This is a genomic window from Paraburkholderia fynbosensis, from assembly GCF_902859935.1.
In the GTDB taxonomy this organism is placed as follows: domain Bacteria; phylum Pseudomonadota; class Gammaproteobacteria; order Burkholderiales; family Burkholderiaceae; genus Paraburkholderia; species Paraburkholderia fynbosensis.
Genome location: NZ_CADIKI010000006.1, coordinates 370008 through 385133 on the forward strand (window position 1 = coordinate 370008; position 15126 = coordinate 385133).

Annotated in this window: 17 protein-coding genes; 8 read left to right on the top strand and 9 right to left on the bottom strand. The window is 63.0% G+C overall.

Annotation, left to right across the window (positions count from 1 at the left end):
- Positions 1-189: 189 nt before the first annotated feature.
- The 3 genes from hmuQ to HV770_RS13075 form a co-directional block, all read right to left on the bottom strand.
- Positions 190-504 (bottom strand): heme-degrading protein HmuQ, encoded by a 315-nt coding sequence (hmuQ, locus tag HV770_RS13065; protein WP_121320886.1) that lies wholly within the window; start codon positions 502-504, stop codon positions 190-192.
- 139 nt (positions 505-643) lie between these two features.
- Positions 644-979, bottom strand: a complete 336-nt coding sequence (locus HV770_RS13070) for a hypothetical protein (RefSeq protein WP_175160120.1) — start codon at positions 977-979, stop codon at positions 644-646.
- Between the two features lie 20 nt (positions 980-999).
- Positions 1000-1224 carry a hypothetical protein gene (locus tag HV770_RS13075; RefSeq protein WP_175160122.1) on the bottom strand — a complete coding sequence of 75 codons (225 nt, stop codon included), beginning with the start codon at positions 1222-1224 and terminating at the stop codon, positions 1000-1002.
- 381 nt (positions 1225-1605) lie between these two features.
- Between HV770_RS13075 and HV770_RS13080 the strand changes: the two genes are divergently transcribed.
- A complete protein-coding gene (locus HV770_RS13080) occupies positions 1606-1803 on the top strand; it encodes a heavy-metal-associated domain-containing protein (RefSeq protein ID WP_175160124.1) in 198 nt (65 codons plus the stop codon).
- A 94-nt stretch (positions 1804-1897) separates the two neighbouring features.
- A complete protein-coding gene (gene copM, locus HV770_RS13085; RefSeq protein WP_175160126.1) occupies positions 1898-2296 on the top strand; it encodes a CopM family metallochaperone in 399 nt (132 codons plus the stop codon).
- Positions 2297-2413: 117 nt separating this feature from the next.
- Here copM and acuR read toward each other — a convergent pair whose 3' ends face one another.
- Together acuR and HV770_RS13095 are read right to left on the bottom strand one after the other, a co-directional pair.
- Complete coding sequence (gene acuR, locus HV770_RS13090; RefSeq protein ID WP_217468596.1) at positions 2414-3049, bottom strand: acrylate utilization transcriptional regulator AcuR; 636 nt, start codon at positions 3047-3049, stop codon at positions 2414-2416.
- A gap of 102 nt (positions 3050-3151) precedes the next feature.
- Positions 3152-4396, bottom strand: coding sequence for an MFS transporter (locus tag HV770_RS13095; RefSeq protein WP_175160128.1), 1245 nt, complete (start codon positions 4394-4396; stop codon positions 3152-3154).
- A 243-nt stretch (positions 4397-4639) separates the two neighbouring features.
- Here HV770_RS13095 and HV770_RS13100 point away from each other — a divergent pair, with 243 nt between their 5' ends.
- The 6 genes from HV770_RS13100 to HV770_RS13125 all read left to right on the top strand — a co-directional run bounded on the left by HV770_RS13100 (position 4640) and on the right by HV770_RS13125 (position 10234).
- On the top strand, positions 4640-6040 hold the full coding sequence (locus HV770_RS13100; RefSeq protein ID WP_175160129.1) for a short-chain fatty acid transporter: 1401 nt from the start codon (positions 4640-4642) through the stop codon (positions 6038-6040).
- A gap of 66 nt (positions 6041-6106) precedes the next feature.
- Positions 6107-7609, top strand: a complete 1503-nt coding sequence (locus tag HV770_RS13105) for a class I adenylate-forming enzyme family protein (RefSeq protein ID WP_175160131.1) — start codon at positions 6107-6109, stop codon at positions 7607-7609.
- 12 nt (positions 7610-7621) lie between these two features.
- Positions 7622-8437, top strand: a complete 816-nt coding sequence (locus tag HV770_RS13110; RefSeq protein WP_175160133.1) for an enoyl-CoA hydratase/isomerase family protein — start codon at positions 7622-7624, stop codon at positions 8435-8437.
- Positions 8438-8486: 49 nt separating this feature from the next.
- Positions 8487-9482, top strand: a complete 996-nt coding sequence (locus HV770_RS13115) for an MDR family oxidoreductase (protein ID WP_175160134.1) — start codon at positions 8487-8489, stop codon at positions 9480-9482.
- A gap of 214 nt (positions 9483-9696) precedes the next feature.
- Complete coding sequence (locus tag HV770_RS13120) at positions 9697-9978, top strand: hypothetical protein (RefSeq protein ID WP_246290886.1); 282 nt, start codon at positions 9697-9699, stop codon at positions 9976-9978.
- A 70-nt stretch (positions 9979-10048) separates the two neighbouring features.
- Positions 10049-10234, top strand: coding sequence for a hypothetical protein (locus tag HV770_RS13125; protein ID WP_175160138.1), 186 nt, complete (start codon positions 10049-10051; stop codon positions 10232-10234).
- A 35-nt stretch (positions 10235-10269) separates the two neighbouring features.
- On the opposite strand, the gene HV770_RS13130 is transcribed toward HV770_RS13125, so the two are convergent.
- From HV770_RS13130 to HV770_RS39715, 4 genes are all read right to left on the bottom strand, one after another.
- Positions 10270-10620, bottom strand: a complete 351-nt coding sequence (locus HV770_RS13130) for a VOC family protein (protein ID WP_175160140.1) — start codon at positions 10618-10620, stop codon at positions 10270-10272.
- Between the two features lie 60 nt (positions 10621-10680).
- On the bottom strand, positions 10681-11868 hold the full coding sequence (gene prpF, locus HV770_RS13135) for a 2-methylaconitate cis-trans isomerase PrpF (RefSeq protein WP_175160142.1): 1188 nt from the start codon (positions 11866-11868) through the stop codon (positions 10681-10683).
- Between the two features lie 148 nt (positions 11869-12016).
- Entirely contained in the window at positions 12017-14614 is a 2598-nt protein-coding gene (gene acnD / locus HV770_RS13140; RefSeq protein ID WP_175160144.1) for a Fe/S-dependent 2-methylisocitrate dehydratase AcnD, read from the bottom strand.
- 361 nt (positions 14615-14975) lie between these two features.
- Positions 14976-15126: citrate/2-methylcitrate synthase (locus tag HV770_RS39715; protein WP_281366217.1), on the bottom strand; the 151-nt coding region annotated here is incomplete at its 5' end.

The following is a 15126-nucleotide window of genomic DNA, read 5'->3' on the forward strand; positions in this document are numbered from 1 at the left end:
CTGGGACGCAAGGGCGTTTGGATCGCGTCCGTCCGGTCGAAGCGGAGATTGGTGCGGGTTGCTTGACGGCAGCGGAGACGTTCCCCGTGCTGGGTGAAATGACGCGCTGAATTAAACCTGGGCCAGGCCGACGTCCCGCCCACTCCCGAGACCATAGCGAGTGCAATGCGGGACACTGCCTGAAAGCGACTACTTCACTGTCTGGATAACTTCGAAGCCCTCGAATTCCGGGTGCCCGAGATAGAGCACGCGGTTTTCGTTGCCCGCGCTCCGATGCGCGGCGCGAAAGGCTTCCGATTTCGTCCACGCTTCGAACGCCGCGTGGTCGCGCCAGATCGTATGGCTGGAATACAGAACGTGATCTTCCTTCTGCGGTCCCCTCAGCAGATGAAATTCCACGAAGCCCGGAACCTCTTTCAGATGTGTGTCACGAGACGTCCACAGATGTTCGAAGGCGGCCTCGGACCCAGGCGTCACTTTGAAGCGGTTCATGGCGATATACATGCTGTCGGCCTCTTTGCAGTAGCGGTACGGTTGGCGGGCAGCGGACTCTCCAGCCCGGCTGATTCGCGAGTCGTGAGCCCGCGACGCGGCTTTTTATTATAGGCCTGCACTTGCCGACGCTCTGCTCTGCTCAGCCTGCCTACGTCTGCATCGCAGCAGGATTCAACTCGATATGCAGGATCACCAGCCAGCGTTTCGGACAGTCTTCGGCGATTTGCACCTGCTGCCCCGCCCCGCCGCTTTTTTCGCCGCTCTTTTTCACGAACCCCTTCTCGCGCGCGAAACTGAACGCGCGCCGCGCATCGGCTTGCAGCCAGAGCGTCACCAGTCCCGACGTCACGCAACTGAACAGCCAGATCGTGTCATGCGGCAGCGCCGAGTCGAGCTGCTGCGCGGCATAGGTGAAGATGGTCGTGAGCACCTGATTGGTGACGAAGGCAATGGCGACGACCTTGCACAGCCCACGAAACTTCATGATGGATCTCGACGACGGTCTCATGACAGGCCGAGTCCCAGCAAGCGGCGAGCTTCGAGCTCGGCCAGCGTCATCGCCGCTGCCAAGCTGCGCACCGGGCGGCCGCAACCGCGTTCGGTGATCCGCTGAATCTGCTTGTCGCGCCGGGTGACCGCGACGCGCAGTGCGCCTTTGAACCGCTGACCCGGAGCGGGAAACACGCGCGCTTCGACGCGCACGTTTCCCTTCGTCTGATCGAATGCCATACCGCCTCCAGCAAAATCCGTTGCTTTCTTTACGGCAAAACGCCAGTCGCCCACTCTAGGGACATCGCCATAAAGGCCGCGAAACGATTGCTGGGGACGGTATAAAAATTCCGTGAAATAAAATGTGCGCGCTGCGCCACGACACGGTTAGCACCGTAGCGCAGTCTTGCAAGGAACCAGACGCGCACGGCGCCCCGGTCTGATGCGGCAGGCGCCGCGGGCGCGCTCACACCGACGCTTGCTCGATCGAACTGGCTCGCTGACAGCTTTCACGCCGTCGGTTGGATTGCGCGGCTCGGCGTCTGGCATTCGTCAGAGGGGCTTGACCTTACCGCAGTGGGAAGGTCCACGCTTGAGCCTGGTTTCTGACAGGAGCAGGAAATGGAATTTTCAATCCCCGACATGGCGTGTGGTGGATGCGCCAATGCAATCAGCCGCGCCGTCACCCGTCTCGACCCTGCCGCGGAGCTCGACTTCGACGTCGCCCTCAAGCGCGTCGAGGTCATCTCGACGCTGTCCCGGCAGCGGCTCATCAAGATGATCGAGGTGGCGGGTTTTCATCCCTCTCCAGGTAATTGAACGGCATGCCTGCGGGAACACACGGCGCCTGGTTAAACTTTCGCTTCCCGGCAGCAGATCACTCGAGACACTCCTTACCAACGGACATCCCACTATGAAAAACCTTCGCGCATTTCGTGCTCTTTGTTTGTTCAGCGGCTTGACGTTCGCCGTGGCGGCCATGCCGGTCCACGCGCAGCAAGCGCCCGCGATGCACGGCATGCACATGTCCGGCTCGGAGCATGCGGATTCAGGCGAATCGACGCAAGCGTTCAAGGCCGCCGACGACAAAATGATGCAGGACATGAGCGCCCCCGATTATGTGGGGGACGCCGACAAGGACTTCGTCGCCCACATGATTCCGCATCATCAGGGGGCGATCGAAATGGCGCAGGTGGAGTTGAAATACGGCAAGGACCCGGAGATCAAGCGCCTCGCGCAGAACATCATCAAGGCGCAGCACGATGAGATCGCCTTCATGCGCCGGTGGCAGGCGAAGCACGGCGGGAAGTAAGCAGCAAGTAAGTGGCGCGTACGCCCGACGCCGCCGGGTTGGGCGTGGGGCATGCGGCAAAGTGTGCGCTGCCCGATGTGCTGTCGTCCATGATGACACCACCCTGCGGCACGGGCATCACTTCAAAAAATCCCGGTGCTCCACGCGTTTCGCCGCGCATGTCAGTTGTGCGATGAACGCCTCGCTCGCGTCGTCCAGCGGCGCGCGTGACTTCTCCAGTTTCGAGCACAACACCGCGCCTTCCCACGCATTCCAGAAGAACCGGGCGAGCGCCGCCGTATCCGCATCCGCGCGAATCTGGCCAGCCTCCTTGGCCTCGTCGAGACAGGCCTGGATGCGCCGGCGCCAGTCCTGAATCACGTTCAGCAACGCCGCGCGAAACGTTTCATCGAGCGCGGCGAGTTCCTGACTGAGATTGCCTACCAGACAGCCGCGCTTGAAGTCGAAGCGCTCCATGCCGCTGGCCGCGTCTTCGGCGAACGCTTCGATGCGCTTGATCGGATCGAGCGTGGTGTCGCCGAGATGCCGGTCGAGCTTGCGTGCAAAGTACGCGGCATAGCTCTCGATCACTTCCAGCGCGTACGCGTCCTTGCTATTGAAGTAGTAGTGAAACGAGCCCTTAGGCACCCCAGCCAACGCGACCAGCTCGTCTAGCGAGAAGTTGTAGAAGCCCTTCTCCGTGAGGATGGCTACGCCGATGCGTATCAGTTCGGCGCGTCGGCCGTTGTCGCGCCTAGTTGTTGCGGTCGCCATTTTTATGTCCTCTCGTCATTGACTGCTGAAACTGCTGAAGTCTGCGAATGTGTACTTGCGTTGCCTGGGCGTGCGCTGGTCGGCAAGCACGTCACATGCCGTTCACCATGGCGGCCGCTTGCGAAGCAGCGGCCTCATCGCGATCAAGCCGATGATCGGGCCGGGCAGCAGCAGCCAGGCGACCCGTGCATCGAGCGAATGATAGGCACTCGTCGACCACAGGATCGAACACGCCGACAGGAAAAAGCCAAAGCTGTTCTGCAAGGTCAGCGCGCCGCCGATCTTATCGGCGGGACAAGCCTTGACCGACAAGGCGGAGAACTGCGGCGAATCGGCGATCACGCTGATGCCCCACACCAGCAACAGCGCGAGTTGCCCCGCAGTACCCAACGCCGACGACAACGGGTAGACGGCGCACAGCGTGCCCGATATCGTCAACGCGAGCGCGGCGGTGCGCGCGCTGCCGATCGACTTGCTGAGCCTGCCGCCGAGCAGGCATCCTATCGCGCCGATCGCGATGATCAGAAACGACCAGAGCGCGACGGCACTTGCGGACACCTGCGCGCTGCCTGCGAAAGCCCGCTGCACCAGCAGCGGCGTGAGCGTCCAGAACGCATACAGCTCCCACATATGCCCGAAGTAGCCGAGCGCGGCCGCGCGAAACTCGCTGATGCGCAGGACTTGCCCCACGCCCGCCGACAACCCCGCGCGCCGGTTGCCGGCGCGTCGCGCGTGCGGTCCTTCGCCGAGCACGAAGACCAGCAGCGCGCCGATCACCGCGAGCACCGACGACGCCAGCACCACGGTCTGCCAGGGAACGGTCGCAAACAACGCCCGTATCGCATGCACCGATGCCGTACCGAGTGTCAGCATGGCGACCAGCAACGCGAGTGTTTGCGCGGCACGGCGCGGGTCCCACGACACCAGCAGCTTCATTCCCAGCGGATAGATGCCGGCCAGCGCGACCCCCACGCCGAAGCGGAACCCGATTGCCGAAGCCAGTCCGCTGCTGCAGAGCGCAAACAGCGCGTTGAGCGTGGCGCCGAGCACGCCGCACACCGCAAATACCTTGCTGGCAGAGACACGGTCCGCGAGTCCTGTCGTCGCCGAGAGCAATGTGCCGACGATAAAGCCGGCCTGCACCGCATTCGTCAGCCAGCCGATCCCGGATGCGTTCAATTGCCATGCTGTCTGCAGGTCGTGCATCGCGCCATTCGCGCTGAACCATAGCGATGTGCCCAGCAGTTGAGCCACGGCGATCACCAGCACGGCGCGATTCGCCCGCGCCGCGATCGCGGCTGCGTTCGCCGTATTCGCCGTGCCCGCAGCATCCAGCCTGTCCTCCATCCTGCCTCCTCCGGCCCGTTCTTTCGCCCGGCCTGCGCGACGCGCCATTGTTGTCTCGATGGTCCCGTCATGTCACGTGATCGGGACTTACCCGAGCCACTATAGTTTTTTGTAGACGACCAGTCAACTAGTGGCTATAAATCCTAACTGACCGGTCGTCTACAAACCGGCATCGACGGCGGGCAGGGCTTCAGCGGACCTGCCTGCACTGCATGGACTGGAGTAAGACAACGGAGACACGACATGGAAAAGTTGAACGCGGATGCGCGCCCGCTCGCCAGCAGCAACCGGGCAGGGTCTTTCGGTCTACAGAGAATCACCCGGCTGTGCGTGGTCCTCGTCGAGCGCGTGATGCCCGACCCGTTCGTCATCGCGATCCTGCTCACCGTTCTGACCTGCGCGCTCGCCTTCGCCATCGCGCCGAAAGCCTCGGTTCCCGAGGTGCTGACAAGCTGGTACGACGGCGTGTTCAAGATCGCCAGCTTCGCTTTTCTCGTCGCGCTCACACTGGTCACCGGCCACGCGCTCTCCACCTCGAAGCCGGTATCGAAACTGTTACGCCGCATCGCCTCGTTGCCGACCACCGCAGCCGGCGCGATGACGCTCACGTTTTTCGTGTCGATGGTGGGCGGCATGCTGAACTGGGCCGTCGGCCTCGTCGTATCGGCGCTGTTCGCGCGCGAAATCGCCAAGCGGATTCGCGTCGATTTCGCCTGGCTCGTCGCCGCCGCTTACGCGGGCTGGTCCTTCTACGTGTGCGGCATATCGAGTTCGATTGCGCTCTTGAGCGCGACGCGCGGTTCGCCGATGAACCTGATCGAGAAAGTCACCGGCGACGTGCTGCCGATGAAAGACTTCCTGTTCTCCCCGCTCAACTACATTCCGGTGCTCGTGCTGGCCGTCGCCGTGCCGGTGGTGTTTCGCATCATGATGCCGCGTGAGCATGAGTCGATCGTTGCCGACCCGGCGCGCCTGATCGCCGAGGACACCGTCCAGTCCGACGAAGCGCCAGCCAGAACGGTCGCCGGCAAACTCGACAACGCGTGGCTGCTCAATCTCGTGCTCGTCGCGTTGGGGGTGGGATATATCGGATTGAAGGTGGCGCGCAATGCGTTCACGATGGACCTGAACATGCTGGTGATGATCTTCCTGCTGCTCGGCCTCGTCACGCACTGGACCCCGAAGGCCTATCTGCGCGCAATCAACAACGCCGCGCGCGTGGCGGGCCCAATCCTGCTGCAGTTCCCGATCTACGGCGGCATCATGGGGATCATGACGGCCACCGGTCTCGCGGATGTGATCGCGCAGTGGTTCATCGGGTTTTCCACCACGCAGACGCTGCCCTTCTGGAGCTTCGTGTCGTCCACACTGATCAGCATGTTCGTGCCGAGCGCGGGCGGTCACTGGATCGTGCAGGCGCCGTTCGTCGTACCCGCCGCCGAACATCTGCACGTGTCGCAAAGCGCGGTGGCGATTTCGGTCGCGCTTGGCGAGGGCGTCGCCGACATGATCCAGCCGATGTGGGTCATTCCGCTGCTCGCCATCGCGGGTGTCGGGATGGGACGGGTCATGGGCTTCACGGTCATCATCTTCTTCGTGATGTTCGCGGTGATGGGCGCAACGCTGCTCATGTTCGGGCATTGAGCGGCCTGTCGGCCGGCTTCTGAACGGCCTCCGGTTCAATCGAACTCCTATTCAAGACGACTCATCATGAACAACATAGGCAACCTCGGCGCGCTCATTGCAGCAGCGTGCCGCCAGCATCAGGGCGCGCTCGCAATCGACGCGCCCAGCGCAGCCGTCACCTACGAGGGCCTGCTCGACACCGCGACGGCGCTCGCGGCCGCGCTCGGCAAGCTCGGCGTCGACAGAAACGAGCCGGTGCACGTGCGGGTGTCGAATCAGCCGCATGACTTCGCCGGATTGCTCGGTGTATGGCTTGCGGGCTGCGTCGCGGTGCCGATTCACCGCACGTCGCCTGAGGCCGTCACCGCGCGGATTCTGGACAGGACACAGGCGCGCTTCGCTGTCGACGTTCCGCAGGCATTCAGCGGCGAACAGGACGCGATCGAACGCATCGGCGCGAACGCCAGCGCACCCGCGCCACGCGCGCAACTCGACGACGCCGCACTGATCATCTTCACATCCGGCTCGACGGGCGCGCCCAAAGGCGTCGTGGTCACCCATCAGGCGTTCTCCGCGAAGCTGCTCTCGATCGACGCGATGATCCACTTCCGCAAGACCGAGCGCACCTTGCTGCTACTGAACATCACGTTCAGTTTCGGCATCTGGGTCAGCCTGCTGACGCTGCTGGGCGGCGGCACCCTCGTGTTGCCGCAGAAGTTCGAACCGGCACTGCTGCTTGCGCAATTGCGCGAGCGGACCATCCATCGGGTCGGCGTCGTGCCTACCATGCTGCGCGCGCTGCTTGCGGCGGTGCCCACGGCCAGCCGCAATGCGCACGCATTCGCATGTCCCGACCTGCGGCAGATTCTCACCGGCGGCGAACAGCTAAGCGAACAGCTCGCCACTCAGATCGAAACCCTGTTTCCGAACGCGGACCTCATCAACATTTTCGGCCTCACTGAAACTTCGACCTGCGACTTCTTCCAGTTTCCGAACTATCGGCGCACGAAGCCGACGTCGCTCGGCTTGCCGTCGAGCCACGTCGAATATCGCGTCGTCGATGAAACGCAAACGCGCGTGCCGCCCGGCACGATAGGCGAATTGCAGTTGCGTAGCCCGTATCTGATGCGCGGTTATCTCGACGAGCCGCAACTCACTGCCGCTGCCTTCGTGCACACGTGGTTCCGCACCGGCGACCTGGCGGTCACCACCGCAGATGGCGACGTGCAATTGATGGGGCGTCAGAAGGAATTGATCGTGCGCGGCGGCAACAAGGTCACGCCGATGGAGATCGAGCAGGCCATCACGATGTTCGAAGGCGTAGGCGCCGCGATGGCGGTAGGCGCGCCCGACGACATTCTCGGCGAACGGATTCACGCGCTGGTCGTGCCCTGCTCGGGCAATGTGCTGGACGTCGGCGCGTTGCGCGCGTTTCTTTGTCTGAAGCTCGAAAAATACAAGGTTCCCGATTTCTTCTACGAGGCCGATGCGCTGCCGGTCGGCCGCACTGGCAAAGCGGATCGCCGCGAATTGCGCAGCATGGTGGCGACTGGCACGCTCGTGCCGCTCACTCGTCACGTTCAATAGGAAAACAGATCAATGACTCAATTTTCCACTCTGCTTTACACCGCTGAACAGAACGTCGCGCACATCACGCTCAATCGGCCGGAACGGCTGAACGCGCTAGGCAAGCTGTCGCTCACGGAGATCAACGCCGCGCTCGATCTCGCCGAGGCCGACGACAGCGTCAAGGCGATCGTGATCAGCGGCGCGGGCAAAGCGTTCTCGTCGGGATTCGATCTGAAGGAACAGATGGAAGCACGGCCCGAGGGCGAAGCGGTGTGGCGCGAAATCCTCGCGCGCGATTTCGACACCACCATGCGTTTCTGGGATTCGCCGAAGCCGACCATCGCAGCGGTGCACGGCGCGTGTCTCGCGGGCGCGTTCGAGATCGCGCTAGCCTGCGATATCACGGTCGCCGCACCCGATGCGATCTTCGGCGAGCCCGAATTGAAGTTCGGCGCGGGCATCGTCACGATGCTGCTGCCGTGGATGACCAACCCGAAACAGGCAAAGGAAATCATCCTGACCGGGCTCGACCGTATCGATGCGCAGTCCGCGCGCGAACTGGGGCTCGTCAATCGCATCGTGCCGGAAGGCGAGCATGTCGGCGAAGCGCTGCGGATCGCGCACACCATGTCGGTGATCGACCCCAACCTCGTGCGCGTGACGAAGGCCGCGATCAATCACAGTTTCGAAGCGCGCGGCATGAAGGCCGCGCTGCAACACGCGCTCGATCTCGACCACGCGATCGAATCCGTCGGTTCACCCGACAAGAAGGCGTTCATGGCGGTCGCACGCGAACAGGGCATGCGCGAAGCCATCCAATGGCGCGACCGGCGCTTCGCCCGCTGATGTCGCGAACCACAATCTTTTCCTTTTGAACTACTGGGGGATCACTCATATGTCGGTACAGACTTTCAACGCAATGCTGCTTCGCGAAGAAGACAGGAAGACCAAGGCCACGATCGAAACACTGTCGTTCGACGCGCTGCCCAACGAGGACACGCTCGTCAAGATCGACTTTTCGACGATCAACTTCAAGGACGCGCTCGCGGTCACCGGCACGGGGAAGATCGTCAAAACATGGCCACTCGTGCCCGGTGTCGATTTCGCGGGGACAGTGGTCGAAACCGCCAATCCGAATCTCGACGTGGGCCAGAAAGTCGTGCTCACCGGCTGGAGCGTCGGCGAGAAATACTGGGGCGGCTACAGCCAGTACCAGCGCGTGCGCGGCGACTGGCTCGTGCCGCTGCCGGCCGGCTTGAGCACGCGGCAGGCAATGATGATCGGCACCGCGGGCTTCACCGGCATGCTCTGCGTGAATGCGCTCGAAGCGGCGGGCATCACGCCGCAAAGCGGCCCGGTTCTGGTGACGGGCGCGGCTGGCGGCGTGGGGAGCGTGGCCGTCGCGATCCTGAGCAAGCTCGGGTATCACGTCAGCGCCCTCACGGGCAATCCTGCCAAGCACGACTACGTGAAGCGCCTCGGCGCGCAGGAAGTGATCGACGGGCCCGAGTGGGCCGAGCCGCCGCGCGCGCTGGAAGCCCAGCGCTGGGCCGCGGCAATCGACACGGTCGGGTCGAAAGTGCTCGCGCGCGTGCTGGCCGAGATGAACTACGGCGGCGTCGTCGCCGCGTGCGGACTGGCCGGCGGCGCCGATTTGCCGACCACCGTCATGCCCTTCATTCTGCGCGGCGTCAAACTGATCGGCGTGGACTCGGTCATGTTGCCGTCGAAAGAGCGGATCAACGCATGGCAGCGGATCGTGCGGGATTTGCCCCTGTCGGTGCTCGACGGGATTACGTCGAAAACGGTCGCGTTGGCTGAAGTGCGTGACGCGGCCGCGGACATGCTCGCCGGGAAGTTTCAGGGGAGAGTGCTGGTGGATGTGAATTGAGTGTGGGTGGTTGGGGGAGGGCCGGGCGGCAGACGGAAAACGACGCGATCGGGTGTTCCTATCTGCCCGCGCAATCGTTCGAGCCCCTAACTTGTCGCACGCGCACCGACAGCGGATTTTTTCAACTGTTGGGTGCGCTACACCACTCTTGCATTGAACTACCGGTTCAACATGGCGACGCCCCTTGTTCATCCAGCATGGATGCCCATGAGGCGTGATTGGCACAGCCTATGCGATGCAGCCTGAGAGCACCGATAAACGTGCTCATCAGGCAACCTTCCTTAGGAGAACCGTCATGAAAGCAATCAGGATCGATGAACTGCATCGCCATGAAGAAATGACTTCCGCCGACATGGCGCGTGTGGTCGGCGGAGCCGGAAAAGACAAAGAGCCGGTCGGCAAGCCGACTCATATCGACGCGATAAACGGCGTCCTCACGTTTGGAGATGGATCGAAGTGGTCGATGGATCTCAACGGCAAGCTTCACCCGCTCTAAGCCGACAACGCTCGCCCGGCTCTCCGATGAGATGTCGCGAAGCTCGTCCTTTCATCGGCGGCCGGCACTGATGTATATCGAACACTTCAAATTCCTCCGAACGTGCGGTCACAACTTCTTCTATGTGATCGAATCGTGGATCGAAGACAGCATGATGATCGAAGTACTGACGGAAGAAATGCAGCAACAGTATCTGGCCTTCGCCACGCCCGAGAATTTCAGGGCTTTTGCGGCGGCGGCTGCAGTGCAAGCGTGAACGACAGGCCAGCGCGATCCACACTGCACGTCATGTCACACGTGCACAAGCACATTGACGAGCTTGCCAAACGGATCGCGCACAAAGAAGCGCCGCACGCCCCACGGTTCGTCGACCGGTCCATACTCGATCGGAATGGCCGCCCCCTTCACGCGTTCGAGCGCGGCGGCTAGATCGTCGACTTCGATCGACAGATCGGGCACAGGCGTGTCCGATCCTCCCTGTGACGCGAAGCTGATCTGCACAGTCATCGTTTCGGAAGACCCGTACGTTGCGATCCAGCCAAGATCCATCAGCAGATCGAGGCCGAATATCTGCTGGTAAAAACGCTTTGCATCATCCACCGCTTGCGTGCCGATATTCGCAACGATTCTTTTGACTTTCATGGAGCCCTCCGCAACCGTGTAGCGATCACATGCCTGAGCGGTACGCCAGGCAGCCGGGGCTCATCCCTCCTGCGGCACCCGCACCCACCCTTCCATCAACACGCGCGCGCTGCGGCTCATCATGGCCTTCGTCACCGTCCATTCGCCATCCCGGCGGCTCGCTTGCGCACCCACCCGCAGCGTGCCCGACGGATGCCCGAAGCGCACCGCCTCACGCTCGCCGCCGCCCGCCGCCAGATTCACGAGCGTGCCCGAAATCGCCGCCGCCGTGCCGATCGCTACCGCCGCCGTGCCCATCATCGCGTGATGCAGCTTGCCCATCGACATCGCCCGCACGAGCAGATCGATGTCGCCCGCACCGACGCGTTTGCCGCTCGACGCCACGTAATCGGCCGGCTTCGCGACGAACGCGACCTTCGGCGTATGCTGCCGCGTCGCGATCTCGTCGAGATGCTTGATGAGACCCATGCGCAGCGCGCCGTGCGCGCGGATGGTTTCGAACATCGCAAGCGCCTTCTCGTCGCTATTGATCGCGTCCTGCAACTCCGTGCCCGTGTAGCCGATCGCGTGTGCCTCCACGAAGATGGTTGGAATGCCCGCGTTGATCATCGTCGCCTTGAGCGTGCCGACGCCGGGCACGTCGAGGTCGTCGACCAGATTGCCGGTGGGGAACATCGAGCCGCCCGCGCCCTCTTCCTCCGCAGCCGGGTCCATGAATTCGAGCGGGACTTCCGCCGCGGGAAAGGTCACGCCGTCGAGTTCGAACTCGCCGGTTTCCTGCACGGCCCCATCGCTCATCGGCACGTGCCCGATGATCGTCTTCCCGATGTTGGCCTGCCAGATGCGCACGGCGGCCACGCCGTCGCGCGGAATGCGGCTCGCGTCGACGAGCCCCGCGCTGATCGCGAACGGCCCGACGGCGGCGGAAAGATTGCCGCAATTGCCGCTCCAGTCGACGAAGGCTTTGTCGATCGATACCTGGCCGAACAGGTAATCCACGTCGTGATCGGGCCGGCTGCTTTTAGCGATGATCACCGTCTTGCTGGTGCTCGACGTCGCGCCGCCCATGCCGTCGATCTGCTTGCCATACGGATCGGGGCTGCCGATCACGCGCATCAGCAGCGCGTCGCGCGCGGCGCCGGATACCTGAGCCGCCTCGGGCAAATCCTGCAGGCGGAAGAACACGCCTTTGCTGGTGCCGCCACGCATGTAGGTGGCCGCAATCTTGATCTGCGGTTTATGGGCCATGAATGTCCTGTCCTGATGTGAGCGAGCGGCGTGGCCTGAGAAGAAAGCCACACCGCCCATGCTGCATTATGTTCATCACTGCTTCGCCGTGCTGCGGAGATACCAGCGACGCAATCAAATCGAACCGATCAAACGCAAATAAACCCGCTCAAGCCGCCGCCTTCGACGACTCGAGAAAGTCCTGCGCAAAGCGTTGCAACACGCCGCCGGCTTCGTAGATGGAAACCTCCTCGGCGGTATCGAGCCGGCACGTCACCGGCACCTCGACGCGCTGACCGTCCCTGCGCTGAATCACCAGCGTCAGATCCGCACGCGGCTTACGCTCGCCGATCACGTCGAACGTCTCCGTGCCGTCGATGCCGAGCGTGAGGCGGTTCACACCGGGTTTGAACTCCAGCGGCAACACGCCCATGCCTACGAGGTTCGTGCGGTGAATACGCTCGAACCCTTCCGCGACGATCGCTTCCGCGCCTGCCAGACGCACGCCCTTCGCCGCCCAGTCGCGCGACGAACCCTGCCCGTAGTCGGCACCGGCAATCACGATCAGCGGCTGCTTGCGTTCCATATACGTTTCGATCGCTTCCCACATGCGCGTAACCTTGCCGTCGGGCTCGATGCGCGCGAGCGATCCGGCTTTCACCTTGCCATCCTCGAGCACCATCTCGTTCTTCAGCGTCGGGTTCGCAAAGGTCGCGCGCTGCGCGGTCAAATGATCGCCACGGTGAGTCGCATAGGAATTGAAGTCCTCTTCCGGCAGGCCCATTTTCGCGAGGTATTCGCCGCTCGCGCTGTCCGGCAGAATCGCGTTCGACGGCGACAGGTGGTCCGTCGTGATGTTGTCTCCGAGCACCGCCAGCGGGCGCATGCCCCTGAGCGTGCGCTCACCGGCAAGCGCCCCTTCCCAATACGGCGGACGGCGAATGTAGGTGCTCATCTCGCGCCAGTCGTACAGCGGGTTGGCTCGTTCGCCTGAATCGACGGAGGCCGTGAACATCGGTTCGTACACCTTGCGGAACTGCTCCGGCTTCACGCTCGACGCGACGATCGCGTCGATCTCTTCATCCGACGGCCAGATGTCCTTCAGCGTCACGGCATGGCCGTCGGCGTCGATGCCGAGCACGTCTTTCTCGATGTCGAAGCGGATCGTGCCCGCAATCGCATACGCGACGACCAGCGGCGGCGAGGCGAGAAACGCCTGCTTCGCGTACGGATGAATGCGGCCGTCGAAGTTGCGGTTGCCCGACAGCACGGCGGTCGCATACAGATCGCGCTCGACCACTTCTTTCTGGATCATCGGATCAAGGGCACCCGACATGCCATTGCACGATGTGCACGCATACGCGACCACGCCGAAGCCGAGCTTCTCCAGCTCGGGCAGCAGCCCCGCCTCCTCGAGATACAACGTGACCGCCTTCGAGCCCGGCGCAAGCGAGGTCTTCGCCCACGGCCTGCGCGTCAGTCCGCGACGGTTCGCGTTGCGCGCGATCAGGCCGGCGGCGATCATGTTGCGCGGGTTGTTGGTGTTCGTGCAGCTGGTGATCGCGGCGATGATCACCGCGCCGTCGGGCATCAGTCCCGGCTCGTTCTCCACCTTGCCGCTGATGCCGCGCGCCGCCAGTTCCGAAACCGGCAAGCGGCGATGCGGATTCGACGGCCCGGCCAATGTACGCACCACGCTCGACAGATCGAACGTCAGCACCCGTTCATACTGGGCGTGCTTCAGCGTGTCGGCCCACAGGCCGGTTTCTTTCGCATACGCTTGCACGAGCTCGACGAGTTGATCATCGCGGCCCGTGAGCTTCAGATACTTGATGGTCTGCTCGTCGATGTAGAACATCGCGGCCGTCGCGCCGAATTCGGGCGCCATGTTGGCGATGGTCGCGCGGTCGCCGAGCGTCAGCTTGCTCGTGCCTTCGCCATAGAATTCGAGGTACGCGCCGACCACCTTTTCCTTGCGCAGGAATTCGGTCAGCGACAGCACCACGTCGGTGGCGGTAATGCCCTCGCCCGGCTTGCCCGTCAGCTCCACGCCGACGATATCCGGCAAGCGCATATACGACGCGCGGCCGAGCATCACGCTTTCCGCTTCGAGCCCGCCCACGCCGATCGCGATCACGCCGAGCGCGTCCACCATCGGCGTATGCGAATCGGTGCCGACCAGCGTATCGGGGAACGCCACGCCGTCTTTCACCTGCACGACCGGGCTCATGCGTTCGAGATTGATCTGATGCAGGATGCCGTTGCCGGGCGGAATCACGTCGACATTCTGAAACGCGCGCTTGGTCCAGTTGATGAAATCGAAACGGTCTTCATTGCGGCGATCTTCGATCGCGCGGTTCTTGGCGAACGCATCCGGATCGAAACCGCCGCATTCGACCGCGAGCGAATGATCGACCACGAGTTGCGTCGGCACCACCGGATTGACCAGCGCCGGGTCGCCGCCTTGCGCGGCGATCGCATCGCGCAGGCCGGCGAGGTCGACTAGCGCGGTCTGGCCGAGAATGTCATGACACACCACGCGCGCCGGAAACCACGGAAAATCCAGCTCGCGCTTGCGCTCAATGATCTGCTCGAGCGACGCGGTGAGCGTCGCCGGATCGCAGCGGCGCACGAGATTTTCGGCCAGCACGCGCGACGTGTACGGCAGCGTGTCGTACGCGCCGGGCCGGATCGCGTCGACCGCGGCACGCGTGTCGAAGAAATCGAGCTGGGTGCCGGGAAGGCGTTTGCGGTTTGCAGTATTCATGGCTTAGGAACCAACAGTAATGAGCCGGGGACGACGGCGGCATCGGTCACGCTCAGCCGCGTCTTGTCAGGTGACGCTTCGGTTGCGGACCGGTCAGGCAATGGTTGTAGTTTAGCTCGCTGGCTTGCGGCCGTTCGTTCGAATGCGTTGCATGCTACGTTGGGCGAGCGGCCGACTATGCCGCCGCTGCGGCCACGTAAAAAGGCGGCCTTGACCCGGGGTATCGGCAAGCCAAGGCCCAACTTCATTGCATCACGCTCAGAGGACGCGACGCAGAAGAAACGCTTGCGCGGCGGCCTTGCTGCTTTATTTGCTGCTACGCGTTCAACGGCTGACAGATGCGCTTTCGAGCACCGTTGCGTCAGACGCGTTTGGCAAGCGGCACGAACGGCAGATCGTCGGGTCCGGTGTAATTCGCGCTCGGCCGGATGATCTTGTTGTCGATACGCTGCTCGATGATGTGCGCACTCCAGCCGGCCGTGCGCGCGATCACGAAGATCGGCGTGAACATC